A 25745-nucleotide genomic window follows, 5' to 3' on the forward strand; every position below is an offset into this window, starting at 1 on the left:
TATGTCGCGACGCCCTCAGCCTGTTGAGGCTATTTTGGCTTCCCGCCAATTGCGTCGATATCAACAGTTTGCCGAGCAATATCGGCAATGGCAACGACACTTGCACGACCTATTAGGCAAGCAAGTAGCCAGTCACTGTGAAGTGATATCGATACGCGAAGAACGACTGCTTATCCGCGTTGATTCTGCGGCCTGGGCAACCAGGCTCAAATTCCAACAACGCGCCATTATAACGTATTTTCAAAATCATGCGATGGCTAGCGTAACCAGCCTCGAGATCAAGATCAATCCTGGCGTAAAGCAAAGCGCGCAAACGGCTAACGAGGGCACTTCTGCGGCATCAGAAAACGCTCAATCAACGCCTGTCAAACAGCCATCGATAGTGACGACGGAAGCCTCTGCCAGCAAACTAAAAAGGCTCGCCGCAGATTGCGACGAGCCTTTAAAATCCCAACTACTAGCGTTAGCGACTAAGTTCGAGCAGACACCCTAAGCGAGGCTGGAGACAGGAAACGCGATTGGAGAAGACGCGTTTTCTTCCTCATAGGTGACAAACTCCCAAGCTTCTTGCTCGGCTAGCACCGCTCGCAATAGCTGATTATTTAGCGCATGACCCGATTTAAACGCGCGTAAATGGCCGACAATACTGTGACCACCGATGTATAAATCGCCTACTGCATCTAAAATCTTATGCTTCACGAATTCATCGTCGTAACGCAAGCCATCACTATTTAATACGCGGAATTCATCCAGTACCACAGCGTTATCAAAACTACCGCCCAACGCCAAGTTATTGGCTCGTAGATACTCAATGTCTTTCATAAAGCCGAAAGTTCGTGCCCGGCTGATGTCTTTTATAAAGCGTTGACTGCTAAAGTCCATGCTCATGACTTGACTAGTATCGGCAATCGCCGGGTGTTCGAAGTCGATAGCAAAATCGATACGAAAACCATCGTGAGGCAGTAACTCTGCCCACTTATCGCCTTCTTCAACACGCACTGGCTTTTTGATGCGGATAAACTGTTTGGCCACGCTTTGCTCTTCGATGCCCGCACTTTGTAGCAGGTAAACAAAGGGGTGAGAGCTACCATCCATAATAGGGATTTCATGTGAATCAACCTCAATAATCAGGTTGTCTAGTCCCATCGCGGCTACCGCAGCCAACAAGTGTTCCACTGTCGATACACGAACATTTTGCTCGTTAATCAAACAGGTACACATGCGGGTATCCTTGACCAGCTCAGCGCTGGCGGGGATATCCACTACCGGATCGAGGTCAACACGGCGAAACACGATGCCTGTATTAGCTGGCGCCGGGCGTAACGTCAAATTGACTTTATTACCCTTGTGCAAGCCGACACCGGTGGTCGCAATAGCCTGTTTTAAAGTTCGTTGTCCGATCATGTCCTGTTCCTAATCTTTCTGATTGGCATCACGCTGCCCACGGTTTGTCATTATAAACGACAATCATTAGCATCGCGGCCAAAACGAGCCCGCTATTATACAACATTTTCAGCCAGATCAACAAATTTCCACGTTTAACGTGTTAATTAATCGACCTGTTTGCGCAAGAACGCTGGAATATCCAAGTAATCCATGTCGCTTGCCGGTTGCTTTTTCGCCGCCGTTTTCGCGTTACCCGCAGGCGCTCGCTCGGCTTGCGCGTTGTGCAGATCAACCTGTTCTTCGTCATGCTCTTGCAAACGAGGAGCAGCCGACGAACGGTCTAACGAGCTGCTATAAGCGGCACGGTTATCACGTTTCGGAGCGCTGTTCTGAGCATTATTAACCAGTGAGATATCGGGCTTACGCTCAGCGCCGATGCCGGTTGCAACGACCGTCACACGCAGTTCGTCTGACATTTCAGGGTCGATGACAGTTCCCACAATCACGGTGGCGTTGTCAGACGCGAACGCTTTAACGGTGTTACCAACGGTTTCGAATTCATCGATACTCATATCCATGCCAGCAGTCACGTTCACCAATACACCACGCGCACCTGACAAGTCGATGTCTTCCAGTAACGGGCTGTTAATTGCCATTTCTGCCGCTTCTTGCGCACGATCTTCACCGCTTGCAACGCCAGTACCCATCATTGCTGTGCCCATTTCACGCATGACCGCACGCACGTCGGCAAAGTCAACGTTGATCAAGCCAGGTCGTGTGATCAGTTCAGCAATGCCTTGTACCGCACCCAGCAACACGTTGTTAGCAGCACTAAAGGCGTCCAGTAGACTAGTACCTTTACCCATCACCTTAAGTAACTTCTCGTTAGGAATGGTGATCAACGAATCGACATTATTACCTAAGGCTTCAATACCTGCCTCGGCTGTCGCCATACGTTTTTTACCCTCGAACGGGAATGGCTTGGTGACCACCGCTACGGTAAGGATGCCCAGCTCTTTTGCCACTTCGGCAACCACCGGAGCGGCGCCAGTACCGGTACCACCACCCATACCCGCAGCGATAAACACCATATCGGCACCCTCTAAGTGCTTTTTCAGTGTTTCACGGTCTTCTTCGGCCGATTGACGTCCGACTTCAGGGTTAGCGCCAGCGCCCAGCCCTTTAGTGACATCGTTGCCTAATTGTACGGTGATATGTGCCGAATGATTACGCAACGCCTGCGCGTCGGTATTGGCAGCAATAAATTGCACGCCCTCAATCGACTCTTTCACCATGTGTTGGACGGCGTTGCCACCGCCGCCACCGACGCCGATCACCTTGATGACGGCTTCGCTTTCGTAGTTGTCCATCAGTTCAAACATAATTGCTCTCCATTTACCTGCTTATTTAACATCGTCCCCAATTTTAAAATTCACCTTTGAACCAGCTGTGCAAACGTTGCCAGAGGCTGATCACGTCTGTCTTACTGCGTTCTGGTCCCTGCATGGCCATGTCCTGTTGACCATACTTCAACAAGCCCACTGCGGTGGCATACACCGGGTCTTGCACATAGTCCGTTAAACCTTTGATGCCAAGTGGCTCACCTAAGCGTACCGGCATTTGAAAAATTTCTTCGGCAAACTCAATGGCACCTTCCATCTTGGCGCAGCCACCGGTTAGTACCACTCCGGCAGCAATTTGTTCATCCAAGCCGCTTTGTTTTATTTCGTCGCGAACCAGCTCGAACAGCTCTTGATAACGTGGTTCAACAACCTCGGCCAAAGTATGCCGCGACATCGAACGCGATGGCCGGCCACCGACCGACGGCACGTCAATGTTGTCTTCCATGCTCACTAACTGGCGCAGCGCGCAAGCGTATTGCGTTTTGATTTCTTCGGCATGATTCAGCGGCGTGCGGAAAATCTTTGCTATATCGCTAGTGACCTGATTACCTGCCGCCGGGATCACTGCGGTATGCCGCAACACACCGCCCGAATACAAGCAAATATCAATGGTGCCAGCTCCCATATCCACCAACGCTACACCGAGGTCTTTTTCGTCTTCGGTCAGCACCGAAATACTGGACGCTAGCGCTGAAAAAATGAGCTTATCGACGGTTAAACCACAGCGCTCTACCGCTTTGACAATGTTCTTTGCCATGTCGTTGGCGCAGGTAATAATGTGCACTTTGGCTTCCATACGCACGCCCGACATGCCAATCGGACTCTTAATACTTTCTTGCGAGTCGATCACAAACTCTTGAGGCAACACGTGCAAAATCCGTCGCTCTTGCGCAATCGGTACCGACTTGGCCGCATGGATAACGTTGTCGACGTCATCTTGAGTCACTTCCGCTTCGTTAATCGGCACCATGCCATTTTCGTTTTGGCAGGCAATATGGCGACCAGAAATATTCAGGTACACCGAGGCAACCCGGCAGTCGGCCATTAATTCCGCTTCATCCACCGCGCGCTGAATGGTTTGTACCACCAAATTGAGGTCGTTAACGCCGCCTTTATCCATGCCGCGGGCGGTCGTTGCACCCACACCGATGACATTGATTTCGCCGTCAGGCAGCACTTCACCGATCAAGGCAGTGACCTTATTGGTGCCAATGTCCAGGCCGACAATCATGTTGCGCTCTGTTGCTTTAGACATGCTACTCAACTTTATCCTCTGTCTCGCGCCAGCTTACGGCGACCCCTGTGTCGTAACGTAAATCGATATAGTCGATGTCACGTTCACGTTGTTTAACTATCACCGGATACAAATCGATAAATCGCTGTATCCGCTCTACATTCGCCTCACGCCCCAACCGTAATTCAATACCATTGGATAACACCACTTCGGTGGCAAAGCGCGGACTTAACCGCAGCGCCCGGATCTGAAATTGATTCGGCGCCAACAACTGCTGCAGGTCGCGGTACTGCTGCAGCGTTTCTGCGACCGCATTTGTCGGCCCAAACAGGGCTGGCAACGGCTGCTGTAAGCGACTGCGGTCGGCATCAAATAATTGCCCCGCCTGGTTCAACAGCGCACTGTCATTCCACACCGCTAGCGCTTGCTGCTCAACCACAAACACCGCCAGCTTATCCGGCCAGACCTTGCGTACCGACGCTGTCGCTACCCAAGGTAACGCTTCCACACGCTGCCGTAACACATCGACATCGGCAGAAAAAAAACTTCCCAGGCGGTCACTGAGCAAGGCCTCTCTGACTTCGGCAACAGTGACGTATTGCAGTTCACCTTGCACATTCAGTTGTCGTAACGGCACTTCTTGCTCGTCGTTCAGTAACTGGTAAAGCTGCCAACTACCCAATATTGTCGCCGCCACCACCGCGACAAAAAACATCAGTCCGAACCAAAATGACCAGCGCCACTTACGCCACTGTCCCAGCCCGCTTACCAGCTTTGATGCGACAGCCATTTTCAACCTTGTTATCAATCCAGCGTTTGCGCCAAAATGCGCAACACCAAATCGGTAAATGTCATGCCCTGTGCTTTTGCCGCCATCGGTACCAAACTTTTCTCGGTCATACCCGGCACCGTGTTCGCCTCTAATAAATTCCACTGCTGTTGCGCATCACGCATGACATCAATACGTCCCCAGCCATAACCGTCAATGGCAGCAAATGCCTGTTCAGCTAAACGCCGTAACTGCTGCTCTTCGTCCTCGGAAAGCCCTGCCGGACAATGGTATTGGGTATCGCCTGCCTGATATTTGGCGGCATAATCATAAAACTCGCGGTTGGTTTGCAGACGAATTGCGGGTAGCGCTTTACCGTCCAAAATCGCCACGGTGTACTCTGGGCCGCATAACCACGCTTCAACTAACAGGTGTTGGTCGAACTCGGCTGCTAGCGCCAATGCAGCGGCTAACTCTTCGCTACTGCTGGCGATACTCATACCCACGCTAGAACCCTCTTGCGCTGGCTTCACCATCACCTTGCCACCCAACTCAGCCAGCATGGCAGCGCAGTCAACTTGTGCTAACTGTTGTCGTTGCACATTGCACGAGGCCGCGGTCGGTAAGCCACACGCTTGCCAAATCTGCTTGGTTCGCACCTTGTTCATGGCCAACGCACACGGCAATACACCGCTGCCGGTATACGGCATCTCGATGTATTCCAGCGCACCTTGCAAGGTGCCGTCTTCGCCGCCACGACCATGCAGCGCGATAAAGACCCGGTCAAACTGACCGCGCTCTAGATCAGCCAGCGATAACGCGGCGGTATCGAACGCATGTGCATCTACTCCGGCACTGGCGAGCGCTTTTAACACCGCCATGCCCGACTTCAGTGAAACTTCACGTTCTGCCGAACGTCCACCCATCATCACCGCGACTTTGCCGAATGCTTGACTGGACTTCATAGCTGTTCTCCCGCCTGCTGCAAGCAGTCAGGTTGTAGTTCACAGGCAGCTAATTCGCGTGCAATTGCACCGATATTGCCTGCACCTTGCGTCAATACCAGATCACCGGGTTGTAGCAAGTCTGCCAAGGTGGCGGGTAACTCTGCTGGGGTTGCCACGTAAACTGGGTCGAGTTGTCCACGCTGTCTAATCGACCGACATAACGAGCGGCTATCGGCGCCACTAACCGGCGCCTCACCAGCGCTATAAACTTCTAGCAGCAGTAACACATCGACTTGCGACAAGACATTGACAAAGTCCTCATACAAATCACGTGTACGACTATAACGATGCGGTTGGAATGCCATCACAATACGGCGCTCAGGCCAGCCTTGACGCGCCGCGGCGATGGTAGCCGCAACTTCAGACGGGTGATGACCATAGTCGTCCACCAACATGACCGTGTCGGCATCCGCTTGTAAGCAATACTCGCCGTAATGCTGAAAGCGTCGCCCGATACCGGCAAAAGCATTCAACGCGGCACCGATGGCCTCGTCACTAATGCCCTCATCGGTGGCAACGGCAACAGCCGCCAACGCATTGAGTGCGTTGTGACGGCCCGGCATATTCAGCGTCACTGCCAGTGGCGGATGCTCACGGCGAATAATAGTAAAGTGGCTCTGGCTTGCGGTTTGCCGATAATCAATGGCTCGAATGTCGGCCTGCTCACTGAAACCGTAAGTGATCGCTTGGCGGCCAATTCGCGGCAATAGCTCGGCAACGACTGGGTCGTCGATACACATCACCGCCAAGCCATAAAACGGTAAATTATGTAAAAATTCGATGTAAGTGTCTTGCAACCGGCTAAAGTCACCCTCGTAGGTGTCCATATGGTCGGCTTCGATGTTCGTCACAATGGCGACCATCGGCTGCAGATGCAAAAACGAGGCATCGCTTTCGTCGGCTTCTGCAATTAAGTACTTACTACTGCCTAAGCGTGCATTACTACCGGCACTATTTAACAGACCGCCAATAACAAAAGTGGGATCAAGTTGCGCTTGAGCAAAGATGCTGGCGACCAACGACGTGGTAGTGGTTTTGCCGTGCGTACCGGCGACCGCGATACCATGCCGAAAGCGCATCAGTTCCGCCAACATTTCGGCGCGACGCACGATCGGTAAACGCTGCTGTTGCGCCGCTTGTAATTCAGGGTTAGTGGCTGCAATAGCACTGGACACCACGACCACACTGGCAGCACTGACATTATTTTGGTGATGACCGATAGCAATACAGGCGCCCAACTGGCGTAAACGATGAGTATTGGCATTTTCGGCGATATCTGAACCAGAAATTTGATAGCCTTGGTTCAACAGCACTTCGGCAATACCGCCCATGCCGGCACCACCAATACCGACAAAGTGGATACGTTTAACACGCCGCATTTCTGGCACGTTAACGATAGTAAAAGGTTGTGTCGCTGCTCTGGTCATATTAACTGCTCTTTCGCCAGGTTTCACAATAATCGACAACTCGCTGAGTTGCCTCGGGGTATGCAGCTCGTTGTGCCGCAACGGCCATTTCACGTAAGCGTTCAGGCTCGGCGAACAAGGGCTCGAGCAATTCGACGAGCTTAGCGCTGCTGAGTTCACTTTGTGGCAATAGTTTTGCAGCCCCCGCATCCACCATTAATTGCGTATTGATGGTTTGATGGTCATCCACCGCTTGCGGTAATGGTATAAATATCGCCGGTCGTCCCAACAATGCCAGCTCCGCCACCGTCAGCGCGCCAGCGCGACAAATAACGATATCGGCGTGTTGATAAGCGCTGGCCATATCATCAATAAACGGCACCACAGTGACCGACGTTAATGCCCGATAGCGCTGCTGCACCTCAGCGACAGCCTGCTGCCCGCATTGATGCACAATCTGTAACGGCCAACGTTGCGCCAGTTGTTGTAACGCTGCAGGTACGTGTTCATTCAGCGCTCGCGCACCCAAGCTGCCGCCGACCACTAAAATGCGTTGTTGCGCGCTCGGCTCGACAGCCTGCTTAGCCCGCGCGAGCAGTTCGGCTCGCAACGGATTACCGGTTATCTGCGCTTGCGGTAAGTAACGCTGAGCTTGCGGCATACCTAACATGATCAACTGCGCAAAGCGACTCAACAGCCGCGTCGTCATACCGGGCACGGCATTTTGTTCGTGCACCAGCAGCGGCCGTCGCTGGCAACGCGCAGCTAACCCCGCCGGCGCACACACATAACCACCAAATGTCAGTACTAACTGCGGCTGTAGGCGGCGCATTATACGCATACAGGAAAAAGTCGCACGCATTAATCGCCATGGCATTAAGACTTTTCGAAGTAATCCATGACCGCGTAAGCCCTGCATATCAATGGTTTCTAATGGAATGCCAGCGCGTGGCACCACGCTGGCTTCTAGACGACGCTCATTGGTGCCCAACCAAGTCACTTGCCAGCCCTGCTGTTGTAATTGTTGCGCCACCGCCAAAGCCGGAAACACATGACCGCCAGTACCGGCGGCGACAATTAAAATCGATTTCATGATTTCTGCCTCCTGCCTGGGGTTACTTTGACACGTGCAAGGCGCAGTTCGTAATCGATACGCAGTAGAATAGCGACCGCGACACTGGAAACAATCAAACTGGTACCACCATAACTGACCAGCGGCAGGGTTAAGCCTTTGGTGGGTAAGGCGCCTGCGGCCACGCCAATATTCACGAATGCCTGAATGCTAAACCAGACACCGATACCGTAGGCTAAAAAGCCGCCGTAGGGCTGCCCCTCCAGCAATGCTTGGCGACCAAGGCGCATGATCCGCAGCACCATCGCTAACACCAACATGATCACCAACATCACACCAATAAAGCCCAACTCCTCGGCCACTACCGCCATAATGAAGTCGGTGTGTGCTTCGGGCAGATAAGCTAGCTTTTGAATGCTGTTGCCCAGCCCCAAACCGTCCACATTACCTTGCCCAAAGGCAATCAACGATTGCGTTAGCTGAAAACCGGCACCGTATGGGTCTTGGAACGGATTACGGAAGCTCATCAGACGTTCCATGCGATAGGGCTCAAGAATGATCAACAAGACGATGGCCAGCGTACAGGTCAACGCCACCGCGAAGAACTGCCAGAGCTTCGCGCCAGCTAAAAACAGCATGGCAATGGTGGTCGCTGATAACACTACAACGGTGCCTAAATCGGGCTCTAATAACAGCAATACTGCAGCAACAAACAGCAGTACTAAGGGCTTGATAAAGCCTTTTAAGTTTTCTCGCACTTCGTCAAGACGACGCACTAAATAGCTCGCGATATACACATAAAAGAACAACTTCGCTAGCTCCGCCGCTTGCACCGTCATCGGTCCGATTTTAAACCAGCGCTTAGCGCCATTAACGGTATGACCAACAACCAGTACCGCGGCTAGCATCAGCAAACCGAGCAACAACAGCCGACCACTTTGCTGTTGCCACAGACTCATCGGTACGAACATGGCACAGCAAGCAGCGGTTAACGCTGCGACGATGTACATACCATGACGGATGGCAAAATAAAACGGATTACCGGTTAAGCGTTCGGCCACAGGTAACGAGGCCGAACACACCATGACAAAACCAAATGCCATTAACGCCAACGCTAATAGCAGCAGTTGGCGGTCATACAGCAACATCTCTTGCTGCGGCATTAACCAGCCACGAACTCGCTGCCAAACAGTCGGCGCGCTGATTTCAAACGCTAATTGCTGTTCGTTATTGGCGTTCATATTGTCAGTGCGAGCCATACCATGCCTCCACACTGTCGCTAAATACCTCGCCGCGATGGGCGAAGCCATTAAACATATCAAAACTGGCACAAGCCGGTGATAGCAACACCGTGCCTTGCTGGCCCACCAGCTCGGCAGCCAAAGCAACCGCTTCAGTTAAGTCCTGTACTTGATGGCTACCCGCTTTTAATTCAGCAATACGCGGACCATCGCGACCCAAAGTAATTAACTCGTCGACCTGTTTGAGGGCATCGGCAAAACTCGTGAAGTCAGCGCCTTTACCGTCGCCGCCGGCGATCAGAACCAACTTGCCCGCGACTAATGGGCGTAAGCCATAAATGGCCGCCTCGGCAGCGCCGACATTGGTTGCTTTAGAGTCATTCACCCAAGCTACTTGTTGTTGTTGCTTGAGCAACTGACAGCGATGTGGAAGTCCCGGAAAAACGCGCACCGCATCGAGCACGCTGTGTACGTCGATAGCCAACGCCTGCACCAGCGCCAGAGCGGCAGCAATGTTCATCAAGTTATGCACGCCTTGTAGCGCAATGTCGTCACTGCGTAGTAGTTTTTCACTGCCTAAACACAGCCAACTGCTACCCTGTTCTTCACGTAAGCAAAAGCCATGTTTATCCGCCTGTTGGCCAAAACTACTGACACTCGCTTGAGTTTTTTGCAGCGGCCGCGTATGACTGTCGTCGCGATTAATGACGATATGCTTAGCGTTTTGGAAAATACGCTGTTTGGCATTGATATAGTCGGCCAGCGACAAATAGCGGTCTAAATGGTCGGCACTGATATTCAAAATAACGGCTGCGTCGGGCCGCAAACTGTAGGTACTTTCCAATTGAAAACTGGACAGCTCCAAGACATCGACATCGGCTTGCTGATCCAGCAACGACAACGCCGGCGTACCAATGTTGCCACCTACAGCAGCACGTTTACCAGCAGCCGCTAACAACTCACCGACCAATTGCGTTACCGTCGACTTACCATTGGAGCCAGTGATCGCAATCACCGGCCGTTGACTGGCCTGCGCGTATAACTCAATATCGCCGACCAGCGTAATGCCGGCGTCAGCTGCCAGTTGCAACAGCGCAAGTTTACGGTCAACGCCGGGGCTTAACACGATGACATCGGCAGCCAGCACACACTCGACCGTTAATTCACCACAATGCAGCGCGCCCGGTTCAACCCCAAACTGCTGCCATAGCTCAGCCAATTGCGATAAATTCGGCGGTGTTTCACGGGTATCAGCGACCGTTGGCACGATACCCCGTTGCAGCAAATAACGCACACACGATAGCCCGGTCTGTCCCAGACCGATAACTACAGTGTGTGGCTGTTGCTGCCAATCAATCATCGTCTAATCCTTAATATCGGTGGCTAACGTAACTTCAGCGTTGCCAAACCAATCAATACAAATACCAGCGATAAAATCCAAAAACGGACAATCACGCGTGGCTCGGGCCAACCTTTTAACTCGTAATGGTGATGAATCGGCGCCATGCGAAAAATTCGTTTACCGCGCAATTTATAGGAGCCGACTTGCAGCATCACAGAAACCGTTTCCAGCACAAACACACCGCCCATGATGAATAGCACCAGTTCTTGTCTAACCAATACCGCGATAATTCCCAACGCGGCGCCCAGCGCTAACGATCCCACATCGCCCATAAACACTTGCGCCGGATAGGTGTTGAACCATAAAAAGCCCAAACCGGCACCAACAATAGCGGTACAGACCACCAACAATTCGCCACTGAGCGGTAAGAACGGAATTTGTAGATATTCCGCAAATTTAATGTTGCCCGAGGCATAGGCAAAAATGCCTAGCGCGGCGGCAACCATAACGGTCGGCATGATCGCTAGGCCATCAAGGCCGTCGGTTAAGTTCACCGCGTTGCTAGTGCCGACCACCACAAAGTACGCCAATAGGATGTACATAGCGCCCAACTGCGGTGCTAGCTCTTTAAAGAACGGGACTAACAACTGCGTTTCGACACCACTACTATGTGCGTATAAATAAACCGCAGCGATGGTGGCTATTAGCGATTGCCACAAATATTTCCATTTGGCCGATAAGCCACGCGGATCTTTTCTAACCACCTTGCGGTAATCGTCGATAAAACCGACCCAACCAAAACCAACAATGACAAAAATGACCGTCCAAACATAACGGTTATCAAGGTCACCCCATAACAAGCACGAAACCAAGATAGCGGCTAAAATCAGCAAACCACCCATGGTCGGTGTGCCCGATTTACTCAGATGGCTTTGTGGACCGTCGTCACGTACGGTCTGGCCGATTTGTAAACGTTGCAAGTAACGGATCAGGCGCGGCCCGAGCCATAACGACAATGACAATGCGGTCAGAATGCTGAGAATGGCGCGCAGCGTCAGGTACGAAAATACATTGAACGCGCTGATGTATTGAGTCAGGTACTCGGCTAACCAAACTAACATGTTGCCACCCCTTCACGACTGGCGTCGCTCAGTGCCTCTTGCAGAGCAACAACGACGCGCTCCATGCGCGAACTTCGGGAGCCTTTCACCAGCACCGTCACCATACCCTCTGTTGTGGTTAATTTTTTGCGAATGGCTTGCACCAGATTGTCTACCGTACTGAAGTGACAACCCGATGGGTTATCAGCTAAGTGCTCACTGCCCCCACTGAACACATCACTGGCACTCTGGCTCAGCACGCCTAAGCTAAATAACGCGTCGATACCGTTGGCCAGCGCATAGCTGCCCACTTCTTCATGATAAGCACGTGCTTCGGGACCTAACTCACCCATGTCACCCAACACAAAAATACGCAGTCCAGACCAGCTCGCTAGAAAATCTACTGCCGCTTTTGTCGACGCGACGCTGGCGTTATAGCTATCGTCGATCAACCGTAAGCGATCGTTGACTGGCAAAATATTCAAACGTCCTTTCACCGGCTGGATACTGGCTAAGCCAGCAGCGATATCATCTAAGTCGGCGCCAAGGGCATGAGCAGCGGTAGCGGCGGCTAATGCATTAAGCACATTATGAGCGCCCGGTAACTGCACTTGAACACGCCGCTCAGTACCTTGCAGGTGCAGATTAAAAGCGGGCATACCTTGCTCGTCCAACTCAACCTCGCTGGCATAAACATCGGCGTCATCGCTCAACCCAAAGGTTTGGTGTGGCAAGCCTTGTCTTACTCGCTGCCAGTATTCGGCAAATTCGGAAGCTAACGGCGTGATCGCTAAGCCCTGTTCAGGCAGTCCCTGAAAAATTTCGGTTTTTGCCCGAGCTACGCCTTCGACACTACCAAAGCCTTCAATATGCGCAGCGCTGACGTTATTGATAATAGCCACATCGGGCTGCACCAACTGAGTGGTGTAGGCGATCTCACCGGGATGGTTAGCGCCTAACTCAATCACCGCATATTGATCGGCATGGGTTAGCCGTAGCAGCGTTAACGGCGCACCGATATCGTTGTTAAAGTTACCTTGTGTCGCCAATACTTGACCGCGGCGCGCGAGTATCGCAGCCAGCATTTCTTTGACACTGGTTTTGCCATTACTACCGGTTACCGCAACGCAGCGCGGCTGCACCTCGCGTTTTACTGCAGCGCCTAATGCCCCTAATGCTTGGCGACAATCACTGACGATGATTTGCGCACAGTCGAGCGCCAGCGGCCGTTCGACAATAGCAGCCACTGCACCTCGAGCTATCGCTTGGGGTACAAACTCGTGAGCATCAAAATGTTGGCCACGCAAGGCAATAAACAGCGAACCCTGAGTCAATTCGCGAGTATCCGTCGATACCGCCTCGATGCTGGCGTCGTTACCCTGTAAGCGACCTTGCACTTGCTCGGCGATCCAGCTTAATGAAACCTTGATCATGCGCATTGCCCTCCCATGTACTGTGCGACTAACGCACGTTCATCGTAGGCAATCCGTTGCTGACCTATGACCTGATAGTCTTCGTGACCTTTACCCGCCAACACCACAATATCGTCAGCGTCGGCTGCCACACCGCTTGTTGACGTCCTAATTGTACCGTCACATGCTGACGGTTACCGATACCAGTAAGGATATCGTTGACGATTTGCTGAGGGTCCTCGGTACGCGGGTTGTCATCGGTCACCACGACACGGTCGGCTAGTTCAGCCGCTACCCGCCCCATCTGCGGACGTTTACCGCGGTCGCGGTCACCGCCGCAACCAAACACACACCAAAGCTTACCGCGACAATGGCGGCGTACGGCAGTGAGGATTTGTTGTAATGCGTCCGGCGTGTGCGCGTAATCAACGACCACTAGCGGTTGCTGCGGTGCTTGAAAGCCTTCCATCCGGCCGGGCACGGGTAATAACTGCTGACAAGCCTGGCTTAGCGCTTGGCGACTATAGCCCAATGCCGCCAGTGCGGTTAATGCGGCCAGTAAATTATAAACGTTGAACTCGCCCAACAGCGGCGAACTGACACCGAGTGACTCACCATCAAGCTGCCAGTCAAAGCAGGTATTGCCATCTTGATAGCGAATATTCAGCGCCTGACTGTGATGCTCGGCGTCGCCGTCGGCTAAACCGTATGTCCATAGGTTGTCGCACAACGACGCCCATGCCCGTAGTCGAGCATCATCGCTATTGAGCACCTGCACGGTACTGCTTAGCTCACTAAATAGACGTTGTTTAGCTTGAGCATAGGCTTCCAGCGTACCGTGATAGTCCAAGTGATCTCGGCTAATATTGGTCGCTACCACCGCTTTAAACTGCAGCGCCTCGGCACGCCATTGCACCAACGCGTGCGACGACACTTCCATCGCCGTCAGTTGCGCGCCCTCTGCGGCCAAACTATTTAAGCGCTGCTGTACCGTGACCGCATCAGGCGTGGTGTGCTGCTCGGGCAGCAAACGACCAATCATACCACTGCCGGTGGTACCAATAACCGCGGCAGCGTGACCACACAGTTTCGCTAACTGCGCCATTAAATGAGTGACCGAGGTCTTACCATTAGTGCCGGTAACGCCGACCAGTTGCATACGCGCACTGGGCTGCTGATAAAAGCGTCCAGCAATGGCTGACAGCTGCGGCTTTAATTGTGGAATATGGATAATCGGAACACCGTGTCGATAACTCACCTCGGCGTGACTGTAATCGGCAAAAATCGCGGCTGCGCCGGCGTCAATGGCGGCATCAATGTAATCGCGTCCATCGCTTTGGTAACCCGGCACCGCGATAAACAAGTCGCCGCCAGCCACTTGTCGACTGTCTAATTTTATCCCAGTCACCTGTTGCTCGGGTAACGATAGGATAAAATCGGGTAACAACTGCGCTAAGGTGATCATTGTCCACCTCCTAGGCTGGCAACCTGCAATTGCGTATCGGCCAGATTATCCGGCGCGATATTCAATAATCGCATCGACTCGGAAACAATTTCAGAAAACACCGGAGCCGCCGCATCGCCGCCATAATAATGGTCGCCGCCCGGCTCGTTAATTGTCACCACCACCGCAATACGCGGATCGCTGACTGGCGCGATACCGGCAAACAACGCCACGTATTCGTCACCATAACCACCGGCCACAGCCTTGCGTGACGTACCCGTCTTTCCGGCAACACGATAACCTGGCACACGTGCCTTTTTGGCACTGCCGTCGGTAACGACGTTTTCTAACATCGCTAAGACCGCTTGTGTATTTTTCTCAGAGAAGATACGACGACCGGGTGCGTCACCCTCGCCGCGACGAAAAATCGTCAGTGGTTGGTCGATACCACCGTTAGCAATCATACTGTAAGCCTTTGCCAGTTGCAGAGTCGTGACCGATAGACCGTAACCAAATGAAAGAGTTGCCAACTCAAAGTCGGACCAACGCCGTTGATTACGCATGATGCCAAAGCTCTCACCCGGCATGTTTACGCCGGTATCGTTACCAAAACCGACTTCTGCAAAGGTTTGTAAAAGTCGGTCAATACCGACTTTTAGCGCCAACTTACTGGTACCCATGTTGCTGGAATGCTCCAGAATCTCTGAAATCGTCAGCTCACCACGGTTGATCGGGTCGCTCACACGACGACCACCTAAGCGCATCCAACCAGGGCTGGTATCAATACTATCGCCAGGCTTCACCAAGCCCGCCTCTAACGCCGTCAGTACGGTTAACGGCTTGACCGTCGAGCCAGGTTCGTAGGCATCGGTAATCGCACGGTTGCGTAAACGGTGAGGTTGCAGTTGGTCGCGATTATTGGGGTTAAAGGACGGGCTGTTGACCATGGCCAGTACTTCACCGGTTTTGACATCCAAAATAACCGCCGAACCCGAGGTTGCCTGATGATAGCGCACGGCTTTTTTTATCTCGGTGTAGGCGGCAGCTTGCAGCCGGTTATCGATACTGAGCGTCAATTGTTTGGGTTGTTGTGCTGCGGTTTCCCGCACCTCTTCAACAACCCGTCCTTGCGCGTCCTTGCGATAAACTCGTTCACCGGGAGTGCCGGTTAGCTGCTCGTTAAACAACAGCTCCAAGCCCTCTTGGCCATTACCATCCATGTTGGTAATGCCGACCACATGAGCAGCAATTTCGGCGGCCGGATAATAGCGCCGTGATTCGGTTTTCAGATAAACGCCAGGAATATTCAACTTACGCACATAGTCGGCTTCGGCTGGCGTGACTTTGCGTTGCAGGTAGACAAACCGACGTTGCGGGTTATCGACGCGCGCTAGTAAGTCCTCGCTATTCATGCGAAACAGCTCGGCCAATGCTTGCCAACGTCGCATGTCATCAAAGCCATGTTGCTCAGCAATTCGCTGCGGATCAGCCCAAACCGTTTCGACTGGAATCGACACCGCCAACTCACGCCCATTACGGTCTAAAATCATGCCGCGTTGAACATCGGTCTGTGCCGCACGCAAAGAACGTAAATCGCCCTGATGGCGAAGCTGGCCCGGCTGAACCACCTGAATGTAAGCGGCACGCGCGATTAACACGGCAAACACGCAGAGCAACACCGCAATGGCGACTAAATAACGCCATTGTGAACCCACTGGATTATGTTTGCGCCGCGCTTTTAAGGCCATGGTACAAGCACCTCTTCGGTTGCTTCTGGACGCGACATCTGTAATTGCCGTTGTGCAATACGCTCAACTCGACTGTGCTCGGTCAGCGCATTTTGTTCGATGGTTAAATGACGCCACTCAATGTCAAGTTGATCACGCGCTTGTTGTAACTGATCACGTTCACCGATCAAATTACGATTAAGGTGCGCGACATATATCACCATCAAGGCTGAGCTCAATACCGTTATAAACAACAATAGCGCCAACCATTGGCGCTTCAGATCGTAGCGAATAATATTCAGTAGGGACGGTACGCGTTTATGTTTCATGACGCACCCTCCTCGCGATACGCAGCACCGAGCTGCGCGCCCGCGGATTTTCTTCAACTTCCTCATCGCTAGGCTTGATGGCGCGGCTCAGCAATTGCAATTGAATATCTTTGTTCAATTCACGATCGGTGACCGGCAACCCGGCCGGAATCGGTTTCGGCTGGCTGGCCTGACGCATAAAGCGCTTAACAATGCGATCTTCTAAGCTATGAAAGCTGATCACGACCAGTCGGCCGTCATGCTTTAATGCCGTCAAGCTGGCCGCCAGCGCGTCTTCGATCTGCTCCAGCTCGCGGTTAACGTGAATGCGTATGGCCTGAAAGCTGCGTGTCGCCGGATGCTTATGCTTGTCACGAATGGGACTAACACGGGCAATCAAATCGGCCAACTGCTTGGTGCGGGTAAACGGCTGTTGTTGGCGATCATGCACGATGGCACGTGCAATACGACCAGCAAAGCGCTCTTCGCCATAGACCTTTAAGACCCGCGCAATAGTGTCGGCCTCTGCACGGTTTAACCAATCTGCCGCCGTTTCACCGCTGCTGGTATCCATACGCATATCTAATGGGCCATCGCGCATAAAGCTAAAGCCGCGTTCGGCGTCGTCAAGTTGTGGGGATGACACGCCAAGGTCGAACAAAATACCGTCGAATTGGCCGGCTAATTGCTGCTCGTCGATAACTTTAGCCAATTCGCCAAAAGGACGATGGAAGATTGCAAATCGGGGATCGTGGGAAAATGCTTGGGCAGCGGCGATCGCTTGTGGGTCACGATCGAGCGCGATTAGACGGCCATCTTTGCCCAGCTGTTCGAGCACAGCGCGGCTATGCCCACCTCGACCAAAGGTGGCATCTAAGTAACAGCCGTCCGGTTTGATTGCCAGAGCTGCAACCGCCTCTGACAGCAGCACCGAAACATGTTGCGGTGACGCGGAATTCATTATAATGAGAAGTCTTTTAGTCGTTCGCTTAAGGTAAAGTCGTCTTCTTGCTGTGCTTCCATGTCTGCTGAGACTTGTTGCTGCCAAGCACTCTCTGACCAAATTTCAAATTTGTTCAGTTGCCCAACCAACATCAGTTTTTTCTCTAAACCGGCATGCACACGCAATGGGCTAGCGATCAATAAACGCCCATTTTTATCCATGTCGCAGTCTTCAGCGTGACCAAGAAGCAAGCGCTGTAAACGACGCTCGGCGGGGTTCATACTGGATAGCGTGGTCAACTTCTGCTCGATGATTTGCCATTCCGGTAAGGGATAGAGCAACAAGCAAGGTTGTTGAATGTCGATAGTGCAAACCAATTTACCATCGCAATCCAACGACAAAGCCTGCCGATACCGCGATGGAATCGCGATACGACCTTTGTCGTCCATATTGATAGCTGTTGCACCACGGAACATACGATCCCCACTTGATCGAGTTTGATCCACAAAAATCCACAAATCCCCACAATTGTACAGTCTAGGTCTGCGCCTTTCCTACTGTCAAGCAAAAATAACGCTGCTCAGCATGGCGCCAGCCGTGATTTCTCGGCGATTTTTAGCAAACTGTTGAAAGCGTGGAGAATTGTGGGGATATGAAGAATGTGCAAAATATCGCAATGAGACCTATGATTGGCATTACGCTTTGATCGAAAGTCGACAACGATGGTTCTACAAACTTGCACACACCCTTAACAAACTATTGGCGAAAACTCATCATTCTGGCCTTGGTCATTCAGTTGCTGGTGATCATTTTTGCTGAGCGCGACCGCCAGCTCAGCATTCATAGTCATCAGCGCGAAGCGCTACAACAACTGGCTCCGCTACAGGTTAGATTAGAGGGCTTGCTGACCAATAATTTAATTGTGCTACGCGCACTCGCGGCAGAAGTCAGCCTTGATCCTGATATTAGTGGTCAGCGCTTTGCCCGTTTAGCTAAAGAACTGATTGGTAAAGACTTGCACATTCGTCACATTGCCTTAGCGCCTGATCTTGTCATCAAATATATTTATCCTCTTGCCGGTAATGAGGCCGCCATTGGCTTTGACTATCGCCGCTCCAACAGTCAATTGGCTGCTGTTCAGCGCGCGATTGAGCGGCAAGCTGTGACCGTTGCTGGGCCACTCGACCTGGTCCAAGGAGGCCGTGCACTGATTGCACGCGTGCCGGTATTCCATCAACAAGAACTGTGGGGAGTGATTGCCGAGGTTATCGATTTTCAACGGCTGTTAAATGACACCGACTATCGTGATTATCAGCAACATTACCGCCTCAGTATCCGTGGTACGCTCGATAAGATCATCAACGTTAATGACGAGAGTTTTGACTATTTCAATGTCTTAGGTGACCAACAAGTTTGGCAACAAACGTACGTTAGCGCTAAAGTCAGCTTACCTGATAGTCAGTGGCAAATTGGTTTAGTACCGCATAGCGGGCGCTGGTGGGATTGGCAAAGCTATACGCTGACACTGGCTATCGGCACCTTGCTCAATCTGCTGATTTGCTTTTTTCTCGGTAAACTGTTGTTCACGCAAAAGCAGCTACGCCACGCGTTGGCGACCATTACCTATCAAGCGCATACCGACAACGTCACACAATTGCCTAATCGCGCCGATTTTATTCGTAAGCTCGACCAACGTGTCAACGAAGCCACGCACACCTCGACTAGCTTTGCCGTGTTATTTTTAGACTTAGACCATTTTAAAGAAATTAACGACACACTAGGCCACGAAAGCGGCGATCGCTTATTAAAAGAACTGGCACAACGCATTCAACAACATCTGTCTCCTTTGGATACGCTGGCGCGGCTCGGCGGTGACGAGTTTGTGGTGTTGCTGCATCATTGCGAAACCGACGATAGTGCCGAACAGTGCGCCAAAACGATTCAAAAAGCACTGCGTCAGTCGCTCACTTTTGCCGGTTTCAACTTAACCATTAGCGCCAGTATTGGTATCGCTCAGTTTCCGCAACACGGTTTGAGTAGCTCAACATTGTTAAAGCATGCCGATTTAGCCATGTATGCCGCCAAACAATCGGGTCGTCAAACCAGCTACGTCTTTAATGAAGCGCTGCGACACAAAGCTGAGCGACAAATGCAGATGCACAGTGCCATTTTAGAAGGTATCAAACGTCAACAATTTTACGTGCTGTATCAACCTATCATTAACGTCGCCGAGCCACACGCTGGTATGGCCAAGGTGGAAGCATTGATCCGCTGGCGGCATCCGCAATATGGCGATATTTCACCCGCTGACTTTATTCCATTGGCAGAACGCACCGGCGCCATACTCGAGCTGGGTGAATGGCTATTACAGCAGGTGTGTCATGATTGGCAGCAACTAGCGGCGAACGGTTTACCGCTGACCATCGCCATCAACCGTTCTTTGCGAGAATTTAATGATCCGGATAAAGGCAAACATTGGCTCACCGAGCTGAGCAAAGTCGGTATGCCTGCGCAAAGCCTGGTGGTTGAAATCACCGAGTCGTTGTTAATGCGCAAGCGCCAACGGCAATTAAAAATCTTACATGACTTGCGTCAGGCCGGTGTGAGTTTGGCTATCGACGACTTTGGCACCGGTTACTCATCGATGAATTACCTGCGTGAATATCCTATCGACTGCATCAAAATCGACCGTAGTTTCTTGAAAGATTGCCCACAAGACCAGCGTCAGGTGTCGTTGCTTGAAGCATTAATCAAAGTGGCACTGTCATTAGAATTAAACATCGTCGCGGAAGGTGTCGAGAATCCAGAGCAATTAGCCTTGCTAAAGCAGCTTGGCTGTCAGCAAGCCCAAGGCTTTTACTTAGCCAAGCCAATGCCGGCCTCTGAGCTGCAAGCGTTTTTCAAAACACTGGGATAAACAGCAACCTTAAACCAGGCAATAACACAATTAGTATGGCAACAGCCACTGATTGCCTTCAAAAAATGCTAACTGGCCTTGTTCGAAACGCGCCACATATAACCAACGATTGTCGACCAACTGTTTGACGATGGGCTGCTCGTTAATGACTTTTCCGATAACGCTTTGTGGTGCATCAATCACCACGGTTAAGCGTAACGGCTGATGACGCCAGCGTTGACCATCGTGCAGTGATTGCAGCGCCAAACCAATGCGCAAATCACCACCATTGCCCTCAAACACGCCCATACGTCCACCCACCACGTTATGTAGAGTTTTATTACCGGAACCATAGCGCGAGTTATCGACCGTCGAGGCGTAGTATTGCATGTTGATCCAGTTAGCGACGATCATCGGTGCTGTCATGATTTGTGCCAATAAACTGCCGTCGGCATCCTGTTCACTCTGATATTCATGTAAGAATACGCGACCATCAAGTTTGATACCCCGGCTGCGTTGACGGGGCGCAATAATAAACGCGGCATTATTGGCAAGCCCCCACTCTGGCCGCGTTTGAGCCCAATCATGAGTGCGTCGCTGAAACGCCGCCGCCAGTGCTGCTGGAGCTGTCGCCTTAGCCTGCAAACCAAGCTGCGGAGCGCGTTCTGCTCGCGCTGCCGCCGCTGCTGCCGAGAAGGTTGTTTGTAGCTGCGCCAGCAGCGCTTGCATAGGCTTAGGGACGTCGGCACTATCAAGCACCGACAGTTCATCGGTGGTGGTATTGTGTCGTGCCGCCACAAAGCATGTCTGCTCGGGAATATGGATGTCGCGTTGTGACAATGCTTGACGCAGTTCCTTATCGTTTAATAATTGCGCTAACGCGCGTGCATTAACGTCACCGCTTTGACCGCAGCAAGCACCGCAGTCTAACCCTGCCCGCTGTGGGTTATTGGCGTTTTCACTACCATGTCCCACCAGCAACACCAGCTCACCAAACTGCCCCACTAAACCTAAGCCTATTAACGCATTTTCAGCTAACGTCAGCTTATGTTCCAAATCAGCATTTAATAACGGTCGTAGCTGCGCCAGACGAGTTGTCGATAGCCCCGGTGCGGTATCGGCCTGCTTATGCAATGGCAGTACCCGCTTGATTAACTTACCGATGTAGCCCAGCCCCAGTGCTTCAACCAAGGTAAAATTTGATGCTGGCATACTGTTGAACGGTAGCCACTGCGATTGTCGCTGTAGTGTTTTACGGCGCTGCTGCGCAATGCTGGCATCGGTTTGCGCCGAGCCTACACTGTCGCTAAGCGAATACATCGGCGCCAGCAAACCGGGCAATTGTGGCCGCTTGATCTGCGTTCCAATCGGCGTGTAGCTAACCGGTAAGCCAAAAAAGCCGGCAAAGCCGATGGTTTGAATATCTTCGGATTGCGCTTCAAGATGGCGACGGATAACCTCTGAACGCACATCGATGCAAAATGCTGCCTGCACTCGCGCTGGCTTAGCGCATGTGGCTGCAACAGCAGACTGTGATAACGCTTGATTTAACTGCCGTTGATAACTGATTTCATGAGCGCGTTGCCAAATCAAACGAACACGGGTCGCATCCGCATGGTAACTGTGAAAGTGTTGCTGCCACTGTTGTTGCCAACGTTGCCAAGTGGATTCGGCGTGACGCGCGTTGTCGTCGACTAAATATTCCCAACTCACTCGAATCGCTAATAAATGTAACAAGCTGTCGTCGCTTTGCTGTATTAAGTTAGCTTGCCATTTTTTATACGCACACCATGATGCCCAGCCGCTAACGCGATACATTACCGCTTGTAAATAATCAGGCCATTGTTCGGCGGGGATGGCTAACTGCTTTAACACCCAGTCGATTTGTGCCAACGGTTCGACCTGCATTTGCCCTGCCAAGGCGGGTATTTGCGGGGTTTTCATCAGCAGTGCCACGCTATGATCGTGGGCTAATGTTGCTCGCCAACTTTGATATAAACCAATGTCGCTATGCGGGTGCCAATCTGCTTGGTCATTATCAAAATAGGCGGCACAGAATTGCGCAACTTGGTGCGTGATGGTGTCACACCAAGCCGGTTCATTGCGTAAATTACGCTGACTATCCAGCGCATCACAGAGCAGCGGCGCCGGAATCGGTTCAATATCTTCGCCTGCCAGCGCGGCAATCAGTTGCTCGGGCTGCCAGTTCTGCGTTGTCTCCGCCTCGGCTAGCGCTTGTTGCAAGTCTTGCGGGCTGATTTTACCGGCTTGCCAACGCTGCTGATAGTAGGCCAGCGACATGGTCATTGGCGAGCCCGCCAAGCGTGCCAAACGATGCGCTACCTCAGTGAAGGGCTTGTCTACCCACGACCAGTAGGGATTAACGGCGATCATGCGGTCCAATGGCCAGTTTGGCGCAATGCTATCGCAAGCGGCGTTAATAGCGGCTTGCAACTCTGCTGTAGGGTGACTTTCAACGGCAGATGAGGCTGTCATGCAAGTTCTCCATCGGTCGATTGGTGACGATTGACCTGAGTTTGTGCCAATTCACTACTCAGTTTCACCGGCCATAGTTTAAAGGTCAGCCGAGTAAAGGTTTCGTCCAAATAAAAGCCGTTATAAACCCACGGATAAAGCCGCTTGATGGTATTGCTGTTGGCGTAACGACAGATTGCGACTTGTCCCGCGTATAGCAGCGCAAAGGCAATACAAACAAAAATCAGCAAGGCCGGATGGGTTGGTGCGGCCGCCGGCGCGATGCTGGCAAACAGCACATGCCAGAGTAGATACAGATGTAGTAACAGCAACACCCGCAGCGCTCCCAGCAAGGTTGCAGCGACGGACATTGTCGAACTGTGCCAAAATAACGTCGAAAAACCGACGATGAGAATGGCCAATACCGCTGTCGGCAATGTCAAAGCTGGCCACCAATATTGCCAACACCACAATACTCCGATGACCATAGCGGCGCTCAACAATACCGCCACAAAGGTGCCTTTGAGACTACCGGTCTGAGGCAGATAGTCGCGACTCACCGACTGTTCAACCGCCTCGCCAGCAGCAAGGAAATTGTAGGCTTTATAGAAAGAGTGTGCGATCAAGTGCAGTAGCGCTAACTCATACAGTCCTAAACCGATCTCCATCAGCATAAAGCCCATTTGCGCACAGGTGGACCAAGCCAAGCGTACCTTGATGCTAATACGCGTCATCATTACCCAACCAGCAAGCACCGCAGTCATACCACCAACAACGACTAATAACGCTTGCAACAGCGGCGCCAGATTTAGCATGGCAGCCAACGAAATGAGTACAAAACCACCCATGTTGACCACGCCAGCGTGTAACAAGGCAGAAACTGGTGTCGGTGCTTCCATGACCTGAATCAACCAGCCATGCAACGGCAATTGCGCCGTTCTTAGCATGGCCGCCAACACAAATAAAAAAGTCGCAACAGTCAAACTGAGGGGTAAGCTGCTAAGCCCGCTTAGCTGTGTATTAATCGATGCCAACGAGAAAGTCCCTAAGGCGTAATAAACTAAGCTCAGGGCAATGATCAAACAAACATCGGCAAGACGACTAACAATGAATTTTTTATGGGCGACAATTTGTGCCGCTTTGCGCTCTTGATAATGGGTCAACAAAAAATGCAAACTGACACTGGTTGAGCTCCACGCCAACGCCATCAGCAACAAATTATCGCTTTTTACCAGTAACGCCACCGCGAACAATGTAAATAACATGGCGCGAACAAAACGTGGCTGTCCGCTATCGCCATCAAGATAGCGTGATGCATAATCGACAATCACCCAACCCAACACCGCCACTAATAGCCCCATGACCGTGGTTAAGGCCGCTTGCGGCATGTCAACGCTATAGGCCACGATAGGTACGATAATATCGACCAACAACGCAATGAAGGTGGTCATGCGAGCCACTAACCAATGCCGGCGATTGCTCATTAGGCTGATTAAAAAGCCTATACCGTAAATAGCGGCAAACAGGTAACCACTCCATGCCAAAACCATAATTGTCTCTCCGCGAATTGTCGGCGCTACCAGGCTATATTGCAGTGACCGCGAACCGATGTAAAATAGAAAGATATTCACAAACCGTTCTATTTAAGTGAACATTGCTATGCGAAACCTGAATTTTCACCACCTATATTATTTTTGGACTGTCGCCAAAGAAGGTCATTTAACTCGCGCCGCCGAAAAGTTAAACGTATCGCAATCGGCGCTATCGTCGCAGATCAAACAACTGGAAGGGCAACTCAAGCATGACCTTTTCCATCGCCAAGGTCGTACACTGCTGTTGACCGATGTCGGCCATTTGGTACTGGAGTACGCCGAGAGCATTTTTAATTTAGGCAGTGAGCTGCTGTCGGTCATGGAAACCGGCGAGCATCAGCGGGTGCAGAAGTTACACATCGGTGCAGTCGCCACCTTATCGCGAAACTTTCAGGAGAACTTCCTGCGTCCAGTGATCGGTCAGGACAACATCAAATTAGTGTTAAAAGCGTCCAACTTTGAAGACTTACTAGAACAGTTGCGCGTGCATAAACTTGATTTGATCTTGTCCAATCGGCCGGTAGCCGCTGATTCCACTACGCCATGGCGCTGTAAGCAGATTGCGCAACAAGGCGTATGCATTGTTGGCCCCAACACGCGAGACTTTGAGAACCTGCGGTTTCCACGCGATCTGGACAAAGTGCGGGTACTATTGCCTGGTCCCGACAACGATATGCGCACGCAATTCGATTTATATTGCGAGCAGCATGGTATTGCCGTTCGACCATACGCCGAAGTTGATGACATGGCGATGTTACGGCTATTAGCACGTGGCGCAGGCGCGGTGGCAGTAGTGCCCGAAATCGTGGTGCAACAAGAAATTCAGGCCGGGCTGCTAAAGAATTACGCGTCTTTAAAAGCGGTAACAGAAAGCTTTTACGCCATCACCGCCAAACGACACGTTGAATTACCCATTTTGAAGACGTTATTGGCTTAAGTTTGACTGCCAATTGCGGTGTTAACGGCGAGTATTTTAGTTAGCCGCTCG

General features: G+C 51.8%; 21 protein-coding genes. 3 read left to right on the forward strand and 18 right to left on the reverse strand.

The annotated features are described in order from the left end of the window. The first annotated feature begins 1 nt into the window (after nt 1). Nucleotides 2–493 carry a DUF721 domain-containing protein gene (locus tag A10D4_RS03200; protein ID WP_008487697.1) on the forward strand — a complete coding sequence of 164 codons (492 nt, stop codon included), beginning with the start codon at nt 2–4 and terminating at the stop codon, nt 491–493. On the opposite strand, the gene lpxC is transcribed toward A10D4_RS03200, so the two are convergent. From lpxC to mraZ, 16 genes are all read right to left on the reverse strand, one after another. After that, a complete protein-coding gene (lpxC, locus tag A10D4_RS03205; protein WP_008487698.1) occupies nt 490–1404 on the reverse strand; it encodes a UDP-3-O-acyl-N-acetylglucosamine deacetylase in 915 nt (304 codons plus the stop codon). The genes A10D4_RS03200 and lpxC overlap by 4 nt on opposite strands. A 146-nt stretch (nt 1405–1550) precedes the next feature. Beyond that, nucleotides 1551–2768 carry a cell division protein FtsZ gene (gene ftsZ / locus A10D4_RS03210; RefSeq protein ID WP_008487701.1) on the reverse strand — a complete coding sequence of 406 codons (1218 nt, stop codon included), beginning with the start codon at nt 2766–2768 and terminating at the stop codon, nt 1551–1553. 43 nt (nt 2769–2811) lie between these two features. Continuing rightward, complete coding sequence (ftsA, locus tag A10D4_RS03215; protein ID WP_008487702.1) at nt 2812–4044, reverse strand: cell division protein FtsA; 1233 nt, start codon at nt 4042–4044, stop codon at nt 2812–2814. Nucleotide 4045: 1 nt separating this feature from the next. After that, nucleotides 4046–4813 carry a cell division protein FtsQ/DivIB gene (locus A10D4_RS03220; RefSeq protein WP_008487703.1) on the reverse strand — a complete coding sequence of 256 codons (768 nt, stop codon included), beginning with the start codon at nt 4811–4813 and terminating at the stop codon, nt 4046–4048. 14 nt (nt 4814–4827) lie between these two features. Then, entirely contained in the window at nt 4828–5757 is a 930-nt protein-coding gene (locus A10D4_RS03225) for a D-alanine--D-alanine ligase (protein ID WP_008487704.1), read from the reverse strand. Continuing rightward, nucleotides 5754–7226 carry a UDP-N-acetylmuramate--L-alanine ligase gene (gene murC, locus A10D4_RS03230; protein ID WP_008487705.1) on the reverse strand — a complete coding sequence of 491 codons (1473 nt, stop codon included), beginning with the start codon at nt 7224–7226 and terminating at the stop codon, nt 5754–5756. Before murC ends, A10D4_RS03225 begins: the two co-directional genes overlap by 4 nt. Nucleotide 7227: 1 nt before the next feature. After that, entirely contained in the window at nt 7228–8298 is a 1071-nt protein-coding gene (gene murG / locus A10D4_RS03235) for an undecaprenyldiphospho-muramoylpentapeptide beta-N-acetylglucosaminyltransferase (RefSeq protein WP_008487707.1), read from the reverse strand. Further along, the gene (gene ftsW, locus A10D4_RS03240) at nt 8295–9518 is read right to left on the reverse strand and encodes a cell division protein FtsW (protein WP_040502399.1); all 1224 of its coding nucleotides are present in this window, start codon (nt 9516–9518) and stop codon (nt 8295–8297) included. Before ftsW ends, murG begins: the two co-directional genes overlap by 4 nt. A 4-nt stretch (nt 9519–9522) precedes the next feature. After that, complete coding sequence (murD, locus tag A10D4_RS03245; protein WP_008487710.1) at nt 9523–10878, reverse strand: UDP-N-acetylmuramoyl-L-alanine--D-glutamate ligase; 1356 nt, start codon at nt 10876–10878, stop codon at nt 9523–9525. A gap of 23 nt (nt 10879–10901) precedes the next feature. Next, nucleotides 10902–11981, reverse strand: coding sequence for a phospho-N-acetylmuramoyl-pentapeptide-transferase (gene mraY / locus A10D4_RS03250; RefSeq protein ID WP_008487711.1), 1080 nt, complete (start codon nt 11979–11981; stop codon nt 10902–10904). Further along, complete coding sequence (locus tag A10D4_RS03255) at nt 11975–13393, reverse strand: UDP-N-acetylmuramoyl-tripeptide--D-alanyl-D-alanine ligase (RefSeq protein ID WP_008487712.1); 1419 nt, start codon at nt 13391–13393, stop codon at nt 11975–11977. Before A10D4_RS03255 ends, mraY begins: the two co-directional genes overlap by 7 nt. 64 nt (nt 13394–13457) lie before the next feature. Then, nucleotides 13458–14837: a UDP-N-acetylmuramoyl-L-alanyl-D-glutamate--2,6-diaminopimelate ligase gene (locus A10D4_RS03260; protein WP_008487715.1), complete on the reverse strand. Its 1380-nt coding sequence runs from the start codon at nt 14835–14837 to the stop codon at nt 13458–13460. Then, nucleotides 14834–16564, reverse strand: coding sequence for a peptidoglycan glycosyltransferase FtsI (locus A10D4_RS03265; protein WP_008487717.1), 1731 nt, complete (start codon nt 16562–16564; stop codon nt 14834–14836). The genes A10D4_RS03260 and A10D4_RS03265 overlap by 4 nt, the downstream gene beginning before the upstream one ends. Continuing rightward, on the reverse strand, nt 16555–16872 hold the full coding sequence (gene ftsL, locus A10D4_RS03270) for a cell division protein FtsL (protein WP_008487718.1): 318 nt from the start codon (nt 16870–16872) through the stop codon (nt 16555–16557). Before ftsL ends, A10D4_RS03265 begins: the two co-directional genes overlap by 10 nt. After that, a complete protein-coding gene (gene rsmH / locus A10D4_RS03275; RefSeq protein ID WP_008487719.1) occupies nt 16862–17812 on the reverse strand; it encodes a 16S rRNA (cytosine(1402)-N(4))-methyltransferase RsmH in 951 nt (316 codons plus the stop codon). The genes ftsL and rsmH overlap by 11 nt, the downstream gene beginning before the upstream one ends. Further along, nucleotides 17812–18270, reverse strand: coding sequence for a division/cell wall cluster transcriptional repressor MraZ (mraZ, locus tag A10D4_RS03280; protein ID WP_008487720.1), 459 nt, complete (start codon nt 18268–18270; stop codon nt 17812–17814). Before mraZ ends, rsmH begins: the two co-directional genes overlap by 1 nt. Nucleotides 18271–18530: 260 nt before the next feature. On the opposite strand from mraZ, the gene A10D4_RS03285 reads away from it, so the two are divergent. Further along, the gene (locus A10D4_RS03285) at nt 18531–20711 is read left to right on the forward strand and encodes a putative bifunctional diguanylate cyclase/phosphodiesterase (RefSeq protein WP_008487721.1); all 2181 of its coding nucleotides are present in this window, start codon (nt 18531–18533) and stop codon (nt 20709–20711) included. Between the two features lie 30 nt (nt 20712–20741). Here the strand turns inward: A10D4_RS03285 and A10D4_RS03290 are convergent, their stop codons facing one another. Both A10D4_RS03290 and A10D4_RS03295 read right to left on the reverse strand, forming a co-directional pair. Next, nucleotides 20742–23186, reverse strand: coding sequence for a YbcC family protein (locus A10D4_RS03290; RefSeq protein ID WP_008487722.1), 2445 nt, complete (start codon nt 23184–23186; stop codon nt 20742–20744). Continuing rightward, on the reverse strand, nt 23183–24715 hold the full coding sequence (locus A10D4_RS03295) for an NADH-quinone oxidoreductase subunit L (protein ID WP_008487725.1): 1533 nt from the start codon (nt 24713–24715) through the stop codon (nt 23183–23185). The genes A10D4_RS03290 and A10D4_RS03295 overlap by 4 nt, the downstream gene beginning before the upstream one ends. Before the next feature lie 109 nt (nt 24716–24824). Between A10D4_RS03295 and A10D4_RS03300 the strand changes: the two genes are divergently transcribed. Beyond that, on the forward strand, nt 24825–25694 hold the full coding sequence (locus A10D4_RS03300) for a LysR family transcriptional regulator (protein WP_008487726.1): 870 nt from the start codon (nt 24825–24827) through the stop codon (nt 25692–25694). Nucleotides 25695–25745: the final 51 nt, after the last annotated feature.

This window comes from Idiomarina xiamenensis 10-D-4 (genome assembly GCF_000299895.1).
In the GTDB taxonomy this organism is placed as follows: domain Bacteria; phylum Pseudomonadota; class Gammaproteobacteria; order Enterobacterales; family Alteromonadaceae; genus Idiomarina; species Idiomarina xiamenensis.